18 protein-coding genes are annotated in these 19,112 nt (G+C 64.8%); 11 read left to right on the forward strand and 7 right to left on the reverse strand.

The window, feature by feature from the left end:
• Window positions 1-15: 15 nt before the first annotated feature.
• The gene (fliI, locus tag BLS85_RS01490; protein ID WP_092781036.1) at window positions 16-1,368 is read right to left on the reverse strand and encodes a flagellar protein export ATPase FliI; all 1,353 of its coding nucleotides are present in this window, start codon (window positions 1,366-1,368) and stop codon (window positions 16-18) included.
• 165 nt (window positions 1,369-1,533) lie between these two features.
• Between fliI and ctrA the strand changes: the two genes are divergently transcribed.
• The gene (ctrA, locus tag BLS85_RS01495) at window positions 1,534-2,232 is read left to right on the forward strand and encodes a response regulator transcription factor CtrA (protein WP_092781039.1); all 699 of its coding nucleotides are present in this window, start codon (window positions 1,534-1,536) and stop codon (window positions 2,230-2,232) included.
• A 5-nt stretch (window positions 2,233-2,237) separates the two neighbouring features.
• On the opposite strand, the gene zapE is transcribed toward ctrA, so the two are convergent.
• From zapE to BLS85_RS01510, 3 genes are all read right to left on the reverse strand, one after another.
• Entirely contained in the window at window positions 2,238-3,449 is a 1,212-nt protein-coding gene (zapE, locus tag BLS85_RS01500; RefSeq protein WP_092781042.1) for a cell division protein ZapE, read from the reverse strand.
• 66 nt (window positions 3,450-3,515) lie between these two features.
• The gene (locus tag BLS85_RS01505; RefSeq protein ID WP_092781045.1) at window positions 3,516-4,244 is read right to left on the reverse strand and encodes a LuxR C-terminal-related transcriptional regulator; all 729 of its coding nucleotides are present in this window, start codon (window positions 4,242-4,244) and stop codon (window positions 3,516-3,518) included.
• A 233-nt stretch (window positions 4,245-4,477) separates the two neighbouring features.
• Window positions 4,478-4,930: a hypothetical protein gene (locus BLS85_RS01510; protein ID WP_092781048.1), complete on the reverse strand. Its 453-nt coding sequence runs from the start codon at window positions 4,928-4,930 to the stop codon at window positions 4,478-4,480.
• 181 nt (window positions 4,931-5,111) lie between these two features.
• Between BLS85_RS01510 and BLS85_RS01515 the strand changes: the two genes are divergently transcribed.
• The 7 genes from BLS85_RS01515 (at window position 5,112) to phoB (ending at window position 12,828) form a co-directional block, all read left to right on the forward strand.
• The gene (locus tag BLS85_RS01515; RefSeq protein ID WP_092781050.1) at window positions 5,112-6,041 is read left to right on the forward strand and encodes an exopolyphosphatase; all 930 of its coding nucleotides are present in this window, start codon (window positions 5,112-5,114) and stop codon (window positions 6,039-6,041) included.
• A gap of 322 nt (window positions 6,042-6,363) precedes the next feature.
• Entirely contained in the window at window positions 6,364-7,383 is a 1,020-nt protein-coding gene (locus BLS85_RS01520; RefSeq protein ID WP_092781053.1) for a PstS family phosphate ABC transporter substrate-binding protein, read from the forward strand.
• A gap of 226 nt (window positions 7,384-7,609) precedes the next feature.
• Window positions 7,610-9,076: a phosphate ABC transporter permease subunit PstC gene (gene pstC / locus BLS85_RS01525; protein WP_092781056.1), complete on the forward strand. Its 1,467-nt coding sequence runs from the start codon at window positions 7,610-7,612 to the stop codon at window positions 9,074-9,076.
• Between the two features lie 71 nt (window positions 9,077-9,147).
• On the forward strand, window positions 9,148-10,494 hold the full coding sequence (pstA, locus tag BLS85_RS01530) for a phosphate ABC transporter permease PstA (protein WP_092781059.1): 1,347 nt from the start codon (window positions 9,148-9,150) through the stop codon (window positions 10,492-10,494).
• A gap of 6 nt (window positions 10,495-10,500) precedes the next feature.
• Window positions 10,501-11,334 (forward strand): phosphate ABC transporter ATP-binding protein PstB, encoded by an 834-nt coding sequence (gene pstB, locus BLS85_RS01535; RefSeq protein WP_092781062.1) that lies wholly within the window; start codon window positions 10,501-10,503, stop codon window positions 11,332-11,334.
• A 14-nt stretch (window positions 11,335-11,348) separates the two neighbouring features.
• Complete coding sequence (gene phoU, locus BLS85_RS01540) at window positions 11,349-12,107, forward strand: phosphate signaling complex protein PhoU (RefSeq protein WP_092781065.1); 759 nt, start codon at window positions 11,349-11,351, stop codon at window positions 12,105-12,107.
• Between the two features lie 25 nt (window positions 12,108-12,132).
• Entirely contained in the window at window positions 12,133-12,828 is a 696-nt protein-coding gene (gene phoB / locus BLS85_RS01545; protein ID WP_092782085.1) for a phosphate regulon transcriptional regulator PhoB, read from the forward strand.
• Here phoB and BLS85_RS01550 read toward each other — a convergent pair.
• A complete protein-coding gene (locus BLS85_RS01550; RefSeq protein ID WP_176793248.1) occupies window positions 12,818-13,561 on the reverse strand; it encodes a DUF3108 domain-containing protein in 744 nt (247 codons plus the stop codon). The two genes, phoB and BLS85_RS01550, sit on opposite strands and share 11 nt — an antisense overlap.
• Before the next feature lie 330 nt (window positions 13,562-13,891).
• Here BLS85_RS01550 and BLS85_RS01555 point away from each other — a divergent pair, with 330 nt between their 5' ends.
• From BLS85_RS01555 to BLS85_RS01565, 3 genes are read left to right on the forward strand one after another with little or no spacing between them, the layout of a single operon-like run.
• Window positions 13,892-15,061 carry a Re/Si-specific NAD(P)(+) transhydrogenase subunit alpha gene (locus tag BLS85_RS01555; protein WP_092781070.1) on the forward strand — a complete coding sequence of 390 codons (1,170 nt, stop codon included), beginning with the start codon at window positions 13,892-13,894 and terminating at the stop codon, window positions 15,059-15,061.
• 12 nt (window positions 15,062-15,073) lie between these two features.
• Window positions 15,074-15,496: an NAD(P) transhydrogenase subunit alpha part 2 gene (locus BLS85_RS01560; RefSeq protein WP_092781073.1), complete on the forward strand. Its 423-nt coding sequence runs from the start codon at window positions 15,074-15,076 to the stop codon at window positions 15,494-15,496.
• Window positions 15,497-15,508: 12 nt separating this feature from the next.
• On the forward strand, window positions 15,509-16,900 hold the full coding sequence (locus tag BLS85_RS01565; RefSeq protein WP_092781076.1) for an NAD(P)(+) transhydrogenase (Re/Si-specific) subunit beta: 1,392 nt from the start codon (window positions 15,509-15,511) through the stop codon (window positions 16,898-16,900).
• Between the two features lie 434 nt (window positions 16,901-17,334).
• On the opposite strand, the gene ubiA is transcribed toward BLS85_RS01565, so the two are convergent.
• Window positions 17,335-18,279 (reverse strand): 4-hydroxybenzoate octaprenyltransferase, encoded by a 945-nt coding sequence (gene ubiA, locus BLS85_RS01570; protein ID WP_092781079.1) that lies wholly within the window; start codon window positions 18,277-18,279, stop codon window positions 17,335-17,337.
• 118 nt (window positions 18,280-18,397) lie between these two features.
• Window positions 18,398-19,111, reverse strand: a complete 714-nt coding sequence (locus BLS85_RS01575) for an alanyl-tRNA editing protein (RefSeq protein WP_143027050.1) — start codon at window positions 19,109-19,111, stop codon at window positions 18,398-18,400.
• Window position 19,112 lies beyond the last annotated feature (1 nt).

Here is a 19,112-nt window from a genome sequence, read left to right on the forward strand (position 1 = left end):
CGCGTACCATAGCCCTCAATGCGTTCCCGCCTCTCCGCCCGGCTGCGTCTCCAGAATCCCCTTCAGCATGGCGTAGCCGGTGTCCAGGTCCGTGGCCTCTTCCTTGGGCTGGGCCAGGAATGCCTCGATCATCGGGTAATAGTGGATGGCGGCGTCCACCTCCGGGTTCGACCCCATGCGGTAGGCCCCCAGGCGGATCAACTCCGCCATGTCCTCGTAGGTGGTGATGATCTTGCGGGCGGTGTTGACGAGCAGGTTCTGCTCATCAGTGTTGCAGGCCGGCATGGTCCGGGAGACGGACCTCAGCACGTTGACGGCCGGATACCGGTTTCGCTCGGCGATGGCCCGGTCGAGCACGATGTGCCCGTCGAGAATGCCGCGCACGGCGTCGGAGATCGGCTCGTTGTGGTCGTCGCCCTCCACCAGCACGGTGAACAGGCCGGTAATCGAGCCGGTGCCCGGCACGCCCGGCCCGGCCCGTTCCAGCAGGCGCGGCAGTTCGGCGAACACGGTGGGGGTGTAGCCCTTGCTGGCCGGCGGCTCACCGGCCGACAGGCTGATCTCGCGCTGGGCCATGGCGAAACGGGTGACGGAATCCATCAGGCACAGCACGTTGTGCCCGCGATCCCGAAAGTATTCGGCGACCGTGAGGGTCGCGTAGGCCGCCTGCCGGCGCATCAGCGGCCCCTCGTCGGAGGTGGCCAGCACCACCACACTGCGGGCCAATCCCTCCTCGCCCAGATCGTCCTCGATGAATTCTCGGGCCTCGCGGCCGCGCTCGCCGACCAGACCGATGACCACGATCTCGGCTTTGGAATGGCGGATCAGCATGGACAGCACGGTGGACTTGCCGACACCCGATCCGGCGAAGATGCCGAGGCGCTGTCCCTGGCAGCAGGTCAGAAAGGTGTTCAGCGCGCGCACGCCCAGGTCCAGCTTGCCGCCGACGCGCTGGCGCTGATGGGCCGGCGGGGGCTGGGCGCGCACCGGGTACGGCCGCTCGCCCAACACCATCGGCCCCTTGTCGTCCACGGGCTCGCCGAAGGCGTTGATGACCCGCCCCAGCCATGCATCAGACGGGCGCAGCATGGGGGCGCTTTCGGTCAGTTCCGCGCGGCACCCCAGGCCGACGCCCTCCACCCCCTCGTACGGCAGCAGCAGGGCGTGACCGGATCGGAAGCCGACCACCTCGCAGGGGACGGAGCGATCGTCGCGGGCGATGATCCGGCAGCGGTCGCCGACCGACAGGTTGACCTGGACGCCGCCGATCTCGACGATCAGGCCGCGCACGCTCGACACCCGGCCGAACAGGCGGTCGGTCGGCAGGCGTTCGATTTCGCCGATCAGGGTCTGGATCAATCCGGGCACAGGGGCGGAATCCCCAAGTTGCGTTGACGCCGTCCGATCCTGCATGATATTTGTTAAGAAAGGTTAAGGCGCTTGACGCGCCGTGGTGGGGCATCCGGCAGCGTCGCGGTTCCGTAACAGGGCCGGGAGAAGAACTCTGATCAACCGGCAGGGGGGACGCGCACCATGCGGGTTCTCATCATTGAGGACGATCCGGCCACGGCCGAAGGACTGGCGCTGATCTTGCGGCGCGAGGGTTGGGTGGCCGACAAGACCGACCTGGGCGAGGACGGCCTGGAGATCGGCAAGCTCTATGACTACGACATCATCCTTCTGGACCTGATGCTGCCCGACATGGACGGGCTGGACGTCATTCGCGGTCTGCGGGCCGCGCGTGTCGAAACGCCCGTGCTGATCCTTTCCGGCATCGACGAATCGTCGCGGAAGGTCAAGGGCCTGGGCATCGGCGCCGACGATTACCTGACCAAGCCGTTTGATCGTGGCGAGCTGCTGGCCCGCATCCAGGCCATCGTACGCCGGGCGCGCGGACATGCGCAGCCCGTGGTGCGGGTCGGCCGCCTGTCGGTGAACCTGGAAACCCGAACGGCGGAGATCGACGACCAGCCCCTTCACCTGACGGGCAAGGAGTACGGGATCCTGGAGTTGCTGGCCATGCGTCGGGGCAGCACCCTGACCAAGGACCAGTTCCTGAATCACCTGTACGGGGGGATGGACGAGCCGGAATTAAAGATCATCGACGTCTTCATTTGCAAGCTTCGCAAGAAGATCGCCAAGGCCACCGGCGGCGATACGTACGTTGAGACCGTCTGGGGGCGGGGGTATCGGTTGTGTGAACCGGTCGAGGCGCCGGCGCAGACGGCGTGACCCCTTTAGCCCGGGGGCGGTTCCGAACCGTGGGCGTTGGGGATGCCGCGATCAATCCTGTGGGCGCGTCCCAGGTAATCCTTGGCCTGCATCTCGATCAGTCGTGAGACCGTTCGGTCGAACTCGAACACCCCATCCCCGGCCCGATAGAGGTTCTGGGGCGGGGCGTCGGCGGAACAGATCAGCGCCGTGCGGTGATCGTACAGGGCGTCGACCAACAGCACGAGACGCCGCGCCTTGTCTCGGCCCTCCGGGCCCAGGACTGGGATGCCGGAGACCAGCACCACATCATAGAGGGTGGCGATCTCCAGATAATCCGCCACGCCGAGCGGACGTTCGCAGAGATCCTCGAACGTGAACCAGGCCGCACCGTTTCCGGCGCGCGGAACCGGGATGACCCGGCCATGCACCGCGACGCTGTCCGGGGCCTCCTGTGCGCCGTCCAGAAGCGCGCGGAAGGTCTCCTCAAGAGCGGCGTCGCTGTCCGGCCCCAGGGGATGGTGATACACGGTGCGGCCCTGCAAACGGCCCAGCCGGTAGTCCTGCGCGGCATCCAACTCCAGAATGTCCAGACGGGTTTCCAGAAGGGCGATGAACGGCAGGAACTTTTCCCGCTGAAGCCCGTCCTTGTACAGGTCGCGGGGGGGACGGTTGGAGGTGGTGACCACAACGACGCCGTTTTCCAGAAGCCGCTCGAACAGCCGGGCGACGATCATGGCGTCGGCGATGTCGCGCACCTCCATTTCGTCCAGGCACAACAGGGAAACATCCGCCGCGATCCGGTCGGCGAGAGGGATCAGGGGATCGTGGCCCTCGCGCCCTTCCTGGCGCCAGCGGTGCAGGGTCTCGTGCACCTCTCTCATCAACTCGTGAAAGTGCGCGCGCCGTTTCCGGTCCAGCGGAACGGACGAGTGAAACAGGTCCATCAACATGGATTTGCCGCGTCCGACGGCACCGTGAATGTACAGACCGCGTGGCGATTGATCGACGCTGCGGGCGGACGACGAGGACCGTGATCGCCCTAGCGCGCGGACCCGCGCCATAAGACCGGCGCCCTTTTCCTCCGCCGGACGGCGACGCGCCCGATCATGGTCCGGAAGGGCGCGGGCCAGTGCATCCAGCCGATGGACGACGTGCTCCTGGGCGGGGTCGGGCTGGATGTCGCCGGATTCCAGATTGGTGCGATAACGCGTCAGCGGGCCGTGAAGGTCAGTCATCGCGTCCCCATGGAACCGACACGGGCCATGCGACGGCGGCTGATCGGGTCTTGGCGCCCATCCGCGTCACGAGGGGCTCTGTCCTCCGACCGGCGCTGTCTCCGCTTCCGTGGCGAAACCGAGGCGGGCCGCCGCCACGACCGCGCCTGTGCGGTTGTTGACCTTGAGGGCTTTCAGGATCGCCGTGACGTGCAGTTTCACGGTGCCCTCCGAAAGGTCCAGGACGCGGGCAATTTCCTTGTTCGACTTGCCCTGGCCGAGCAGGGCGAGAACCTCTCTCTGGCGTGGGGTCAGCAGTGCGCTGGTGGGGGGCCGCATGCCGACGCGGCCCGGATCGTCCAGGGCGTCCGGATTATCGCTGCCCAGGGGCAACGCCTGCTTCAGGCTGGCGACCTCCTTGTCCTCCAGCAGGGCGGGCGGCAGATACACACCGCCGGACAGGACCAGACGCAAGGCGCCGATCATCACCTTGCCGCTGGACGTCTTCGGGATGAAGCCCGAAGCCCCCAGCCGCACCGCGTCGGCGACGAGGCGGCGATCCTCCGCAGCCGTCAGCACGACGAGCGGAGTTTCCCCCAGGCGTCGCTTGAGCGCCGTCAGCCCCTCGTGCCACGTCATTCCCGGCATGACGAGATCGAGCAGGGCGAGATCCACTCCGGGCGGTTCCTCGGCACGGGCAATGGCTTGGTCGAAGGAGCTGGCCTCCAGGATCTCCAGGCCGGGGTCCAGTTCCGAAAGGACCAGCCGCAATCCGTCCCGGAAGAGTTCGTGATCGTCTGCGATCAGGATTCTCACCACAGTCCTCGCGCCGCTGATGAAGGGCACATTCTCTTGCCGGAGCCCCGACGATCCCGGCACCGGAAGCAACGCGCGGTGTTCGCACCGCACCCCCGGCTTGTGGGGCCGTCACGGTCGGCCAGCACGCCACGGCCCTCGACTTTCGTAATATATAGTAGGCGGTTTTGCGCCGTTGGCAAAGTCTTCAGTCGCCGTTACGCCGAGGAAATGTGAACGCCGGCCCGCACCCTCTACAGTCGCGGCGGTTGTGGGAGGCCGCCCTGGGGATAGACGGCCCCATGCCAGTCGCCCCAAGCAGACGGAAGGCTGCCCGCTCCGGTGTGTTCCGACCCCAACGGAGACGACGAGACATAGCCGGTCCATGTGGTGCCGGGCTTCTCGCACCTGAAGAAAGCCCGCCAGGGCTGCATGAGCCGGCAGTTGCCCAAGTCCTCGCGTTCAAAAACGGCAAAACGCCCGGTTTCCGCGCAAACCTCTGCCGCCATGGCTCGAATCTGATCCGGTGTCGTTTCCCCCTTGGCGTAGCAGATGACCGGCCGGTTGGCGCTGGACGCGCCGACGGTGCCCGTGCTGCCGGCCTCGCGTCGGCTGTCCACGAAAGGCGTGCCGCAGGCGCTCAGACCGAGACTCAAGATCACAGCGCCGATGATCGGGCGGTGTATGCTTGGGATCGCGATCATCATGTGGTGTCCTTCGATTGAGCGCCTGTGAAAACGGGGCGCACCCGCAGTGGAGCCAACACGACACCTCCCAGCGAAGTCAACAAGCGCCACACCCAGAGTGCTTGCATGGCCGACGTTCGCTTGCGTGGCAGACCGTCCATGCAGTATATGGGGGCTTCTAATGCAGGTGGGAGGACGTGGGATGGCGGACGCCAAGCATCGCCTTGTGACACGCAGCGATTTCGATGGGCTGGTCTGTGCAGCGTTGCTGAAGGAACTGGACATGATCGACGAGATCCTGTTCGTCCATCCCAAGGACATGCAGGACGGACAGGTCGAGATCAGTGACCGCGATATTACCACCAATCTTCCCTTCGTTCCCGGCGTTTATTTGGCATTCGACCACCATTTGTCGGAAACCATCCGTGTCGGTCGGCGCGACAATCACATCATTGATCCGCTGGCGCCTTCGGCGGCGCGGGTCGTGTACGAACACTTTGGGGGCAAGTCAGCGTTTCCTCGCATTTCTGATGAAATGATGGAGGCGGTGGACAAAGCAGATTCTGCTCAATATGAAAAAGATGAAATATTGAATCCAAAGGGGTGGGAACTCCTGAATTTCATCATGGATGCGCGAACGGGTCTGGGGCGGTTTCGAACCTTCCGGATTTCGAACTACGCCTTGATGATGGAATTGATCGATTACTGTCTCGAACACTCAATCGAAGAAATATTGGCCCTGCCCGATGTGCAGGAGCGCGTTGGTCTCTATCTGGAGCACCAGGAGCGCTTCAAGGACCAGTTGCAGCGCTGCGGCACCGTTCATGGCAATCTGGTGGTTCTGGACCTTCGGCAGGAAGAGACCATCTGGGCCGGCAACCGCTTCATGATTTATGCCCTTTACCCCCAGTGCAACATTTCGGTGCATGTCATGTGGGGGCGCCAGCAATTGAATACGGTGTTCGCGGTGGGCAAGTCGATTTTTGATCGATCTTCGCGCACCAATATCGGCGCCTTGATGCTGGAATTCGGCGGCGGCGGACACAACGCGGCCGGAACCTGCCAGATCGCGAATGAGAAGGCCCGCGATGTCCTGTCCGAGCTGATCGCGCGAATCACGGCGGACGGCTGAGGGGCGTTTCGGATTTCCTGATCGTCTTGTCACGCTGTCCGGCGCCCGAAAGGGTGCCTGGGCATGGGGTCGCGCGCGCCGGAATGGTGCGGTGCGAAAAAGCCGCGTGGATAAAACCGGCATTCATCCGTCCTTGTAAAAAAACATTCACGGACCTGTCACAAGGGAGTCTCCGTCCGCGAGTACGGTGCGGCGCATTCGGACGTCCGGCGAGACGTTCGAAATGGCGTGTCCTTTCGGTGGCGGGAACCGCCCGTGCCGAGGCTGTTCGAGAAGGGTTTCCTTCCGAAAAACGCTTCCCAAAACGATTTTGGAGGTCCTCGTGATCAAGAAGAGCATTCTGCTGGCCGCCGTGGCCACCGTCGGTTTCGTCGGCGTTGCCGAGGCGCGCGACCAGATCCGCATCGTCGGTTCCTCGACCGTCTATCCGTTCACCACGGTCGTGGCCGAGAACTTCGGCAAGAAGACCGGCAACCCGACCCCGGTCGTCGAGTCCACCGGTTCCGGCGGCGGCTTCAAGCTGTTCTGCGCTGGCCTGGGCGTGGAGCATCCAGACTTCACCAACGCCTCGCGCGCCATCAAGTCGTCCGAGATCGAGACCTGCGCCAGCAACGGCGTCGAGGCGATCACCGAGATGAAGGTTGGCTACGACGGCATCGTCATGGCCAACTCCAAGGCGTCCGCCGTGCTGGAACTGACCAAGGAGCAGATCTTCCTGGCCCTGGCCAAGGACGTGCCGCAGGACGGTCAGTGGGTTCCGAACCCCTACATGAACTGGAGCGATATTGATCCGTCGCTGCCGGACGAAAAGATCGAGATTCTGGGTCCGCCCCCGACCTCCGGCACTCGTGACGCCTTCCTGGAACTGGTCATGGAACCGGGCTGCGAAGCGTTCGCCGAATGCCAGGACCTGTCCAAGGACGACTTCAAGGCCCGCGCCTTCACCCTGCGTGAGGACGGCGGCTTCGTCGAGGCCGGCGAGAACGACAACCTGATCGTTCAGAAGCTGGAAGCCAACCCGGCCGCCGTCGGCATCTTCGGGTATTCCTTCCTGGATCAGAACATGGACAAGATCCAGGGTGCGGTGATCGAGGGCGAGGCTCCGACCTTCGAGAACATCGCCTCCGGCGCTTACCCGGTCTCCCGTCCGCTCTTCGTGTACGTCAAGCTGGCGCACATGGGCGTGATCCCGGGCATGGAAGAGTTCCTGGAAGAGTACACCGCCGACGCCGCCTGGGGCCCCGAGGGCTACCTGTCCGACAAGGGCCTGATCCCGATGCCGGACGCCGAGCGTGCGGCCATGCGCGAGGCCGTCGTGGGCAAGGTTGACAACGTCAACTAAGGACAACCCGCTTCGGCAGGTGTCATCCGTGGGATGACGCCGACGAGTCACTGGCGGCCGGTTCCGGCCGGCTGCCGGTGGCCGTCGGTGATCACTTTTTTTTTCGGAACAGAGCTACTAAAGGGCGTCATGGCCCGCGACAGGATCAGCCGGACACGTCCGGTCCTGAGCCGAGACCCGGACCTCATGCCCAACGGACCCTGGTCCGGAACACGGGAATTCGTTCATGGATACCATACTTGTTATTGTCGCTATCGTGCTTCTGGCGGCGGCCGGTTTCGTCATGGGGCGCCGCAGGGCGGTCGTCCGCAGCGGCGGCGTCAGCCGCAGTCTTCATTCCCTGCCGAATTACCATGGCCATTTCGTTGCGCTCTGGAGCGCGGTGCCGGCGTTGATCCTGCTGGTGCTGTGGTTGCCTCTGGAACCGACCCTGGCGATGAACGCGGCGCTGGACTATTTCCAGCAACATATTGCCGAGGCCAACAATCTTGAGACGATCCGGCAGTCGAAGCTGGCATTGCTGCTCGGCCTGTCCCCGGACCAGACGACCATCCGGCTCGAAGACCTTGCGGCCGACCAGTTCGGTCTGTTGCAGACGGAAATCCGCAACATGGCGGCCGGCGGAGCCTCGACCGGGCACGCCGCCTTCATGCAGGAGGTGGCGGACGTCTATTCAGGGTACCGCGAAACCAGCTACATCCTGATGTTCGTCGTGTGCTTGGCCCTGGCCGGCGCCGGCGCCGGATTTGCCTGGACCCGCATCGCTCCAGAGATGCGCGCCCGCAACCACGTTGAGCGGGCCATCACTTGGTTCATGATTTTGTGCTCGACGGTGGCCATCCTGACGACGGTGGGCATCGTCCTGTCACTGCTGTTCGAGGCGATGCGGTTCTTCGCCCAGATCCCGGTGACCGACTTCATTTTCGGATTGCACTGGAGCCCTCAGACGGCGATCCGCGAGGATCAGGTCGGCTCCACCGGTGCCTTCGGCGCGGTGCCGCTGTTCGCCGGTACGATCCTGATTTCGCTCATCGCCATGTGCGTAGCAGTCCCGGTCGGTTTGTTCTCGGCCATCTACATGGCCGAATACGCCGACAACCGGGTGCGGGCGGTGGTCAAGCCGATCCTGGAGATCCTGGCCGGCATTCCCACGGTGGTCTACGGCTTCTTCGCCGCCCTGACGGTGGCTCCGTTCTTCCGCGGCGTGGGTGAGAGCATTGGCCTCGACGTGTCCTCGGAAAGCGCGCTGGCGGCCGGCATGGTGATGGGGATCATGATCATTCCCTTCGTCAGTTCCCTCAGCGACGACGTCATCACCGCCGTGCCGCAGTCCATGCGGGAAGGCTCGTACGGTCTGGGCGCGACCAAGTCGGAAACGATCACGCGGGTCATCCTGCCGGCCGCCCTCCCGGGCGTCGTCGGCGGCATTCTGCTCGCCGTCAGCCGGGCCATCGGCGAGACCATGATCGTGGTCATGGCCGCCGGGCTGGGAGCCAACCTCACGGCCAACCCGCTGGAGGCTGTGACGACGGTGACGGTGCAGATCGTGACCCTGCTGGTCGGTGACCAGGAATTCGACAGCCCCAAGACACTGGCGGCCTTCGCCTTGGGTCTGGTGTTGTTCCTGATGACACTGTGCCTGAACATCATCGCTCTGCATGTGGTGCGGAAGTACCGGGAGCAGTACGAGTAGCGATCAACAGGCGGCGCCGCTTGAGCCGGCGCCGCCCGCGTCTCCGCCATGACCGGAGCGAGTGAGGATCCATGACGACGAATGCCGGGTCGGTCACGACCCCCAAGGAAAAGATGCGTGCGACCCTGAAGCACCGCTATGCGGCGGAAAAGCGCTTCCAGGCGTATGGCATCGCGGCCATCCTGATCGCGCTGGCGATGCTGGTGACCCTGTTCGTCACCATCATCGGCAACGGGTTCACGGCTTTCCAGCAGTACACCGTGCATCTGGACGTGACCCTGTATCCGCAGGACATCGACCCCGATGGAACAGGGGACCCGGAGGTGCTGTCCAAGGCGAACTATCAGTCCGCCGTTAACGACGCCATGTACGCCCTGTTCCCGGAAGCCACCGACCGACAGGCGCGGCGCGCCGTGCGCGAACTCATCAGTCCGGGCGCCAACTATGTGATCCGCGACATGGTGATGGACGATCCGTCGCTGGTCGGGCAGCGCATCAGCGTACGCGTGCCGCTGGCCTCGGAGTACGACCAGGTCCTGAAGGGCAACGTGGATCCGGTGGTTGATTTCACGGCGTTCAAGGAAGGCAGCACGTCGGTCGACTGGTCGCTGTCGCCGGAGGAACGCCTGATCAGTGAGAAACAGGCCGACTACCTGCAACAGCTCATTCGTCAGGGTGAGGTTGAGGCATCGTTCAACCGATGGTTCTTCACCAACGGTGACAGCCGGCAACCGGAATTGGCCGGTATCTGGGGCGCGGCCGTCGGGTCCATGTTCACGCTGATGGTGACCCTTGCGTTGTCGTTTCCCATCGGTGTGTCGGCGGCCGTCTACCTGGAAGAGTTCGCGCCTAAGAACCGGCTGACGGACATCATCGAAGTCAACATCAACAACTTGGCGGCCGTGCCGTCCATCGTCTTTGGTCTGCTCGGCCTTGCGGTGTTCCTCCAGTTCTTCGGAATGCCGCGCTCCGCGCCGCTGGTTGGCGGTCTGGTGCTGACGTTGATGACGCTGCCGACCATCATCATCGCCAGCCGCGCCGCGTTGAAGTCGGTTCCGCCCTCGATTCGGGAAGCCGCGCTGGGCGTCGGCGCCTCCAAGCTGCAATGCATCTTCCATCATGTCTTGCCGCTGGCCATGCCTGGCATGCTGACCGGCACCATCATCGGCATGGCTCAGGCGCTGGGTGAGACGGCGCCGCTGCTGATGATCGGCATGGTGGCCTTCGTAGTGGACATTCCGGGATCGCCTCTGGACCCAGCGACGGTCATGCCTGTGCAGATTTACCTGTGGTCCGACAGCCCCGAGCGCGCGTTCACCGAGCGCACCTCGGCGGCCATCATGTGCCTTCTGGGCTTCCTCATCCTGATGAATGCGGCGGCCGTGCTGCTGCGCAAACGCTTTGAACGACGGTGGTAAAAAACCATGACCCATCTGCGGAACGATCCCGAGCAGCAGCACGAGTACCCCGAGACCACGGCCGGCAAGCCCACCGTGGACGGCGACGCCAAGGTGGCGGCGCGCGGCGCCAACGTCTTCTACGGCGCGAAGCAGGCCATCAAAGAGGTGAGCCTGGATATCGCGCCGAACGAGGTGACGTCCTTCATCGGCCCGTCCGGCTGCGGCAAGTCCACGTTTCTGCGAGCACTGAACCGCATGAACGACATCATTGATATCTGCCGGGTCACCGGGGATATCCGGCTGGACGGGGAGGACATCTACGACCGCAAGGTGGATGTCGTGCAACTGCGCGCCCGCGTGGGCATGGTGTTCCAGAAGCCGAACCCGTTCCCGAAGTCGATCTTCGAGAACGTGGCCTACGGCCCGCGCATCCACGGTTTGGTTGCGCACAAGGACGAGTTGGACGAGATCGTTCACACCAGCCTTGAGCGCGCCGGCCTGCTCGGTGAGGTGAAGGATCGCCTCGAGACTCCGGGCACCGGCCTGTCGGGCGGTCAGCAGCAGCGCCTGTGCATCGCCCGCGCCATCGCCGTCAGCCCCGAGGTGATCCTGATGGACGAGCCGTGTTCCGCGCTCGATCCCATCGCCACCGCCAAGATCGAGGAACTGATCGACGAACTGCGCGGCAACTATACTATCGTGATCGTCACGCACTCGATGCAACAGGCGGCTCGCGTCTCCCAGCGCACGGCCTTCTTCCATCTTGGCAACCTTGTAGAGATGGGCGATACAGAGACCATCTTCACGAATCCGGAGCACAAGCTGACACAAGGCTACATCACGGGCCGCTTCGGCTGAGCAGGGACCAGTTCATGGGGTTTGCTGAAAGGTTGGCTGCTGTGGGGGGGGAACGCGGAGACCATACTGTTCGGTCCTTCGACGCCGAGTTGGTGCAACTCGCGAACACCGTCGTGCGGGCCGGCGGGCTGGTCGAGGCGCAACTGGCCGCCGCCGTTCAGGCCCTTGTCCGGCGTGACAGCCGGTTGGCGGCGGAGGTGGTCGCCGGTGACGCCAAGGTCGATGCCCTGGAACGCGAAATCCAGGACAGCGCGGTTCGGCTGCTGGCGCTGCGTCAGCCGGTGGCTCAGGACCTTCGCCACATCGTCGCAGCCCTGAAGATCGCGGGCGATCTGGAACGGATCGGCGATTACGGTGCCAACGTCGCCAAGCGGACGATGGTCGTCAATCAGGCCCCACCGGTGCGGGCTGTCGCGGCCATGCCGCGCATGGCCCGGCTGGCCCAGGAGATCGTCAAGGATGTGCTTGACGCCTATGTCGAGCGCGACGTCGAACGCGCCATCGCGGTGTGGCATCGCGACGAGGAAATCGACGAACTGCACACCAGTCTGTTCCGGGAACTGGTGACCTACATGATGGAAGACCCCCGGAATATTACCTCCTGTACACACCTGATGTTCATCGCCAAGAACGTCGAGCGGATTGGCGATCACGCGACCAACATCGCGGAGACCATCTACTATCTTGTTCAGGGGCGTCCGCTGAAGGACGTCCGGCCGAAAGGCGCGGGGCACGACTTTGATCCCGCGGTCGGCGAACTCCCTCTGACGTGAATGGGTAGTGGAGACCATGGAACCCATGAAGCCGCTGGTGATGATCGTCGAGGACGAGGCCGCGCTGGTCACGGTCCTGCGCTACAATCTAGAGAAGGAAGGCTATCGGGTCTGCGAGGCCATGGACGGCGAAGAAGCCCTGACGGTGTTCTCGGAAAGCCGGCCCGACCTCGTCCTGCTGGACTGGATGCTGCCGGGCCTGTCAGGTATCGAGGTGTGCCGCCAGCTTCGCCGCAAACCCGAGGAGCGCGAGGTGCCGATCGTCATGCTGACCGCGCGCGGCGAGGAGGCAGACAAGGTGCGCGGCCTTAACACCGGGGCCGATGACTACATCACCAAGCCGTTCTCGGTGCCGGAACTGCTGGCCCGGGTGAAGGCGCATCTGCGACGTGTGCAGCCGTCGCAGCCCAAAGGCGTGCTGGAATACGACACCGTGGTCATGGACCTTGGCGCGCACCGGGTCACGCGGGCGGGGCGGCATGTCCACCTGGGGCCGACGGAATTTCGCCTGCTGCGGTTCCTGATGCAGAATCCGGGCAGCGTGTTCTCGCGCGAGGCCCTGCTCAACGCCGTATGGGGGCCGGACATCTACGTCGAGCCGCGCACCGTCGACGTGCATATCCGCCGTCTGCGCAAGGCCCTGAACACAGAGGGAGAGGTTGACCTGATTCGCACCGTGCGCGCCGCCGGGTACGCGCTGGACGCCACCGTCACGGCTTAGGATCCTCCAGCGGATCCACCTCGTTGCCGGGGCAGGGCGTTTCAACCGCGCCGCAGCGGCCGACATAGACCAGATCGAACAGGCCCCAGCCCTGGTCGACATCGAGTCGCAGCGGGATGGCGAGCCCGTGGTCGGTGACCGCGATCCGCAGGCCACCCTCGCGCCACTCGGCGGCGTGCTTGTCGCTGAAGCCGCCCAGCGGGTCGAAGCGCACGGTGACTTCGCGCGCGCGCCACGGTTGACCGGCGGTGGTGACGGTCTCGGGCGCTCCGATGTGGACTCGGGCATCATATCTTAGTTTGCCGTCGTACACAGGCACCACCATTTCGGCGGGGTTGTCGTCGCCCAGGTCCGCCAGCGCGGCAACCCGGCGGCGCGCGGTCACCAGCGCCGACAGCGGGTCGAGGGTTCCGGCACGCAACTCCGACTCCATGCGGTCGACCGGCTCGCCGTTCTTGTAGCCCTGCGGGATGCCGTCCGGCTGGTCGTAGGCGACGCGCGTTTCTCCCGTCTTCTCCCATTCCCGGTAGGCGCGCCGGTAGGCGGTGGGCTCCAGCGCGCCGTCGTCGCCGATCCGGCCGCTGGCCTCCCTGTGGGCGCGGATGCCGCGCAAGGCCCAGAACAGGCCGGTGGCGCGGCCGTTGACGGTGACCCTGTAACGGCCTTCGGTTTCCTGCAGCCGAACCGCGACGTCTCCGACCGGCAGGCCGAGAAAGCGGGCCGCGTACAACAAATGCTGGTCTTGTTGGGAGGACGCTGGCGCGGGACCCGATGCGGTGATCGACAGCAGCACCGCCGCAAGACCGCTGCGGATGACCCTGACGAACCGCGTGCCTGGGACTTTCGGTCCATATTGCGCTGCGAAACGGTGGCCTTGGGTCGTCCGATCGGCTAGGGTCCCCCCACTTCGGGACGGAGTGTCCCTCCCGTCGGGACGGCGTGTGTGCCCGCGCCTCCGGACATGGTGTTGCCGAATCCCCGACCGCTCCCAATATCCGAGCGGGGATGTGGCAACCGTTTCGCCGATACCCGTTATTCGTTGATCGATCGAGGGTTCCAATCCATGAAACTCGCCGTACCAAAGGAACGCCGTCCCGACGAGGCGCGCGTGGCGATCTCGCCGGAGGTCGCCAAGAAACTGGTCGGGCTTGGTGTCGAGGTGGTGGTGGAAAGCGGTGCCGGGCTTGGTGCCGATGTCACCGACGCCATGCTCCAGGATGTGGGCGCGACAATCGCCCCGGACGCCAAGACCACGCTGGGCGACGCCGATCTCGTCTGGAAGGTCCAGAGACCCCTTATGGCCAATGAGGGGACCGCCGACGAGGGCATGGACGAGATCGCCCTGATGAAACGGGGCGCGACGCTGATGTGTCATCTGAACGCGCTCACGGAAAAGTCTTTGGTGGATGCGCTTGCGGCGGCCGGGATCTCGGCCTTCGCCATGGAACTGATGCCGCGCATCAGCCGCGCCCAGTCCATGGACATCCTGAGTTCACAGGCCAACCTTGGCGGTTACAAGGCGGTGATTGAGGCGGCCAACGCCTTCTCCCGCGCCTTCCCCATGATGATGACCGCCGCCGGCACGGTGCCGCCGGCCCGCGTGCTGGTGTTCGGCGCCGGCGTGGCCGGCCTGCAGGCCGTCGCCACGGCCAAGCGCATGGGCGCCGTCGTCCTGGCCACCGACGTCCGTCCGGCGACCCGTGAGCAGGTGGAAAGCCTGGGCGGCAAGTTCGTCACCGTCGACGAGGAGATGGAGAAGCAGGCGGAGACGGCGGGCGGCTACGCCAAGGAGATGCCGCCGGAATACTTCGAGAAGCAGAAGCAGGTCATCTCTGAGGTTCTGAAAAAGACCGACATCGTCATCACCACCGCTCTGATTCCCGGCCGTCCGGCGCCCAAGCTGGTGACCGCCGAACAGGTCCGGAGCATGAAGAAAGGCTCGGTGATCGTCGACATGGCGGTCGAGGCGGGCGGCAACTGCGAACTGTCCGAGCCTGACAAGATGGTCGAGGTCGAGGGCGTCAAGATCATCGGCTATCCCAACCTGCCCAGCCGTGTCGCCGCCGACGCCAGCCCGCTGTTCGCCAAGAACCTGCTGAACTTCTTCACGCCCCAGTTCGACAAGGAGGCCAAGGCCCTCAAACTGAACTGGGAGGATGAGACGGTGAAAGGGACCTGCGTCACCCACGACGGCAAGGTCGTACACCCCAGGCTCGTCGAAGGCTCGAACTAGGAGAGGGACACCATGGCCAATCAACCCGATACCATCGCGTCCCAGGTCGATGCGCTCGCCGAACAGGCGGGGACACTGGCCGAGCAGGCGCGCACTCTGGCCGAGCAGGTCGCCGGCTCGGCGATGGGCTCGGCTGGCGCCGCCAGTCATGCGGGCGAGTTCTGGTGGCTGTTCACCGTGTTCGTGCTGGCCTGCTTCATCGGCTTCTATGTCGTCTGGAGCGTCACGCCAGCGCTGCACTCGCCCTTGATGGGTGTGACCAACGCCATTTCGTCGGTGATCATCGTTGGTGCCCTGATCGCCGCCGGCCCGGCCGAGTTCACCAGTGCAAGCTGGCTGGGCCTTGCCGCCGTGCTGTTGGCGTCGATCAACATCTTCGGCGGTTTCATCGTGACCGAGCGCATGCTCGCCATGTTCAAGAAGAAAAAGACATAAGGAGGGCGAGACATGACCTCGGGTCTGACAATGCTGGCCTATCTGGTCGCTGCGGTGTGCTTCATCCTGGCACTCAGGGGCCTGTCTTCTCCCACCAGCGCGCGGCAGGGCAACCTGTTCGGCATGATCGGCATGGTCATCGCCGTTTTGACCACCCTGATCTCGCCGAACGTGGTCAACTACCTGCCCATGGCGCTCGCGGTGGCCATCGGTGGCGGCATCGGCGCGGTGGTGGCGCGCAAGGTGCAGATGACGGCGCTGCCGCAGTTGGTGGCGGCGTTCCACTCTCTCGTGGGTATGGCCGCCGTGCTGGTGGCCTGGGCCGCGCTGCTGACGCCGGAGAACTACGGCATCGGCGCCGTGGGCTCGGTGCCGATCTCCAGCATGATCGAGATGTCGCTGGGCCTGGCCATCGGTGCCATTACGTTCTCGGGATCGGTGATCGCCTTCGCTAAGCTTCAGGGCTTGGTGTCTGGCGCCCCGGTGATCTTCAAGGGCCAGCACCAACTGAACGCCGCGCTGGGGATTGCCATCCTGGTGCTGCTGGTCATCTTCTGTGCCACCGAAAGCTATGTCGTCTTCGGCCTGCTGACGGCGCTGGCCTTCATTCTCGGCTTCCTGCTCATCATCCCCATCGGCGGCGCCGACATGCCGGTGGTGATTTCCATGCTCAACAGCTACTCGGGCTGGGCCGCGGCCGGTATCGGCTTCACGCTGGGCAACCCGCTGTTGATCGTGGCCGGCGCGCTTGTGGGCTCCTCCGGCGCCATCCTGTCCTACATCATGTGTAAGGGCATGAACCGGTCGATCTTCAACGTCATCCTGGGCGGCTTCGGCGGCGAGGGTGTCACGGCGGCGGCCGGCACGGACGGCGATAAGGCGGTCAAGCCGGGCAGCGCCGACGACGCCAGCTTCATCATGAAGAACGCCTCCAAGGTCATCATCGTGCCGGGCTATGGCATGGCGGTGGCCCAGGCCCAGCATGCCCTGCGCGAGATGGCGGACAAGCTGAAGGCCGAGGGCATCGACGTGAAGTACGCCATCCACCCGGTGGCGGGCCGCATGCCGGGGCACATGAACGTGCTGCTGGCCGAGGCCAACGTGCCTTATGACGAGGTGTTCGAACTGGAGGACATCAACACCGAGTTCTCCACCGCCGACGTGGCCTATGTCATCGGCGCCAACGACGTCACCAACCCGTCGGCTAAGACCGACTCGTCCAGCCCGATCTACGGCATGCCGGTGCTGGATGTGGAGAACGCGGGTACGGTGCTGTTCGTGAAGCGCTCCATGGCGTCGGGCTACGCGGGCGTGCAGAACCCGCTGTTCTTCAAGGACAACACGATGATGCTCTTCGGTGATGCCAAGAAGATGACCGAGGAGATCGTGCAGGCGATGGATTAACACGAACACGGTGTGGTGTCGGGCGGGTGGCCGAAAGGCACCCGCCGTCCACCCTCTTTCGGGCGGCTGTCTTTCGGGCAGCCGCCCTGTTTTTTGCGGGGCGGGAGGACGTCTCCCGCCCGAACCCGTTCGCTGCTCCCGCCGCAGGGCGGATTCGATCCGCGACGCGGGGCCAATCCACCGCGTGGAGCGAGCAAACCGGATGATTGGTTCGGTGCGCGGGCGGTCAAGTGTCGGGCGGGTGACCGAAGGGCACCCGCTACCCGTCGGTTCGAAGGCGGCTGTCCTTCGGCCAGCCTCCCTACGTGGTGCGGTCGGCACGGCGCGACGCGCCGAACGGACCAGACAAAGAAGGCCCATGGTCCGGGGACCATGGGCCTGGGCGCGACGGGCCGTTCCGCCTGACTTCGGCTGAAGCGGACCTCGCGTCTTAACTACATGCCCCCGTCGCCGGTCAGCACGCGGCCGACCACGATCACGATGAACAGCAACGCCCCCATCCACTTGTTGGACTTGAACTTGGTCAGACAGTCCGAACCGTCGTTGATATCGACCTGAATCACCTGCCACAGCAGGTGAACGTACGGCAGCACCAGCCAGACGAAGAACATCCAGTGCAGGCCGGCCAGCCACCCGGACACGCCCACCAGGGCGATGAAGATGGTGCTGAACAGCAGCAGGACCGGCTGGGTGTTCTGGCCCAGCGCCAGGGCCGAGGACTTCACGCCGACCAGCAGGTCGTCTTCCTTGTCCTGGTGGGCGTAGATGGTGTCGTAGTGCAGGGTCCAGAACCAGCAGGCCACGTACAGGACGATGGGGGCCCAGTCCAACTCGCCGCGCACGGCCGCCCATCCCATCAGGGCGCCGTAGGTGAAGGTGATGCCCAGCCACGCCTGGGGCCAGTAGGTGATCCGCTTCATGAAGGGATAAGCGAACACCAGGGGCAGGGAGATGATGCCCAGGATGATGGCGAACCCGTTCAGGGACAGCAGCACCGCCAAGCCGATCAACATCAGGATCACAAGGAATATCTTGGCCTGGGTTGGCGAGACGACGCCGGCGGCAATGGGCCGGGCCGCCGTGCGCGCCACCTGGGCGTCGATGTTCCGGTCAACGAGATCATTGTAGGTGCAGCCGGCTCCGCGCATGACCACGGACCCGATCAGGAACAGCACCAGCAGCACCGGATCCGGCAGGTAGTACGTGGAGGCATCGGCGGCCATGGCCGTGCTCCACCAGCACGGCCACATCAGCAACCACCAGCCGATCGGCCGGTCGAGACGCATCAGTTTCGCATACGGCAGCAATGGCCCCGGCACAATCCGGTCCACCAATCCCTTCACGGGCATGTCGCCGATCAGGTTCTCGCTTTTTGACATGGTCTCCTCGCCCCACCGTGGCCATCGCGGCGTGCGACCGCCGTTACGTTTGGGAGGGACCTTACGGGCATGAGCGATCCGGCTCAAGTATCCCTTGGCCCGGCGGGAGCCTGTCCGTTCAGTCGGAGGCGAAGGCGAGGTTGATGCGCCGGTTGTGCTTGCCCTTCTTCTCGATCTTGGTGACCGCGACCGGGCCGATCTCGCCGGTGCGCGCGACGTGGGTTCCGCCGCAGGGTTGCAGGTCGATGCCGTCAACGTCGATGAGCCGCACCCGGCCGGTTCCCATCGGCGGCTTGACCGACATGGTGCGCACCAGATCGGGCTGGGCGGTCATTTCGTCGTCGCTGATCCAGCGCATGCCGACTGAAGCATCGCGGGCGACCAGGTCGTTGAGCGCGGCGGTCAGACTGTCCTTGTCCACGGTCTTTTCGGGCAGGTCGAAGTCGAGCCGGCCCTTGCCGTCGCCGACGCTGCCGCCCGTCACCCCGCCGGCCACCAGGGAACTGAGCAGGTGCAGGCAGGTGTGCATGCGCATCAGGCGGTGGCGCCGATCCCAGTCGATCTCCGCCGTCACGGCCGCGCCGGGGGCGGGCAGGGCGGCGCCCTCGGCCGGAACATGGATGATCCCGTCGCCGTCGGGGGCCTTGCGGGTGTCCACGATGTCCACGACGGTGCCGTCCTCCAGGCGCAGCCGGCCGGTGTCGCCGGGTTGTCCGCCGCCCATGGGGTAGAACACCGTGCGGTCCAGGCGGATGCCCTCCGGTCCGGCGGCGGTCACTGTGGCGTCACAGGCGTTCAGGTAGGCATCGGTTCGGAACAGTTCTTCGGTCACG

It is taken from the genome of Rhodospira trueperi, from assembly GCF_900101965.1.
GTDB lineage: Bacteria > Pseudomonadota > Alphaproteobacteria > Rhodospirillales > Rhodospirillaceae > Rhodospira > Rhodospira trueperi.

Bases quoted from the DNA above. Each gene is read 5' to 3' on its own strand.
- BLS85_RS01510 (WP_092781048.1), bottom strand. From the start codon at position 4,930: ATGATGATCGCGATCCCAAGCATACACCGCCCGATCATCGGCGCTGTG.
- phoU (WP_092781065.1), top strand. From the start codon at position 11,349: ATGGGGTTTGCTGAAAGGTTGGCTGCTGTGGGGGGGGAACGCGGAGAC.
- BLS85_RS01515 (WP_092781050.1), top strand. From the start codon at position 5,112: ATGGCGGACGCCAAGCATCGCCTTGTGACACGCAGCGATTTCGATGGG.
- zapE (WP_092781042.1), bottom strand. From the start codon at position 3,449: ATGACTGACCTTCACGGCCCGCTGACGCGTTATCGCACCAATCTGGAA.
- pstA (WP_092781059.1), top strand. From the start codon at position 9,148: ATGACGACGAATGCCGGGTCGGTCACGACCCCCAAGGAAAAGATGCGT.
- BLS85_RS01565 (WP_092781076.1), top strand. From the start codon at position 15,509: ATGACCTCGGGTCTGACAATGCTGGCCTATCTGGTCGCTGCGGTGTGC.
- BLS85_RS01560 (WP_092781073.1), top strand. From the start codon at position 15,074: ATGGCCAATCAACCCGATACCATCGCGTCCCAGGTCGATGCGCTCGCC.
- ubiA (WP_092781079.1), bottom strand. From the start codon at position 18,279: ATGTCAAAAAGCGAGAACCTGATCGGCGACATGCCCGTGAAGGGATTG.
- ctrA (WP_092781039.1), top strand. From the start codon at position 1,534: ATGCGGGTTCTCATCATTGAGGACGATCCGGCCACGGCCGAAGGACTG.
- BLS85_RS01555 (WP_092781070.1), top strand. From the start codon at position 13,892: ATGAAACTCGCCGTACCAAAGGAACGCCGTCCCGACGAGGCGCGCGTG.
- pstB (WP_092781062.1), top strand. From the start codon at position 10,501: ATGACCCATCTGCGGAACGATCCCGAGCAGCAGCACGAGTACCCCGAG.
- pstC (WP_092781056.1), top strand. From the start codon at position 7,610: ATGGATACCATACTTGTTATTGTCGCTATCGTGCTTCTGGCGGCGGCC.
- phoB (WP_092782085.1), top strand. From the start codon at position 12,133: ATGAAGCCGCTGGTGATGATCGTCGAGGACGAGGCCGCGCTGGTCACG.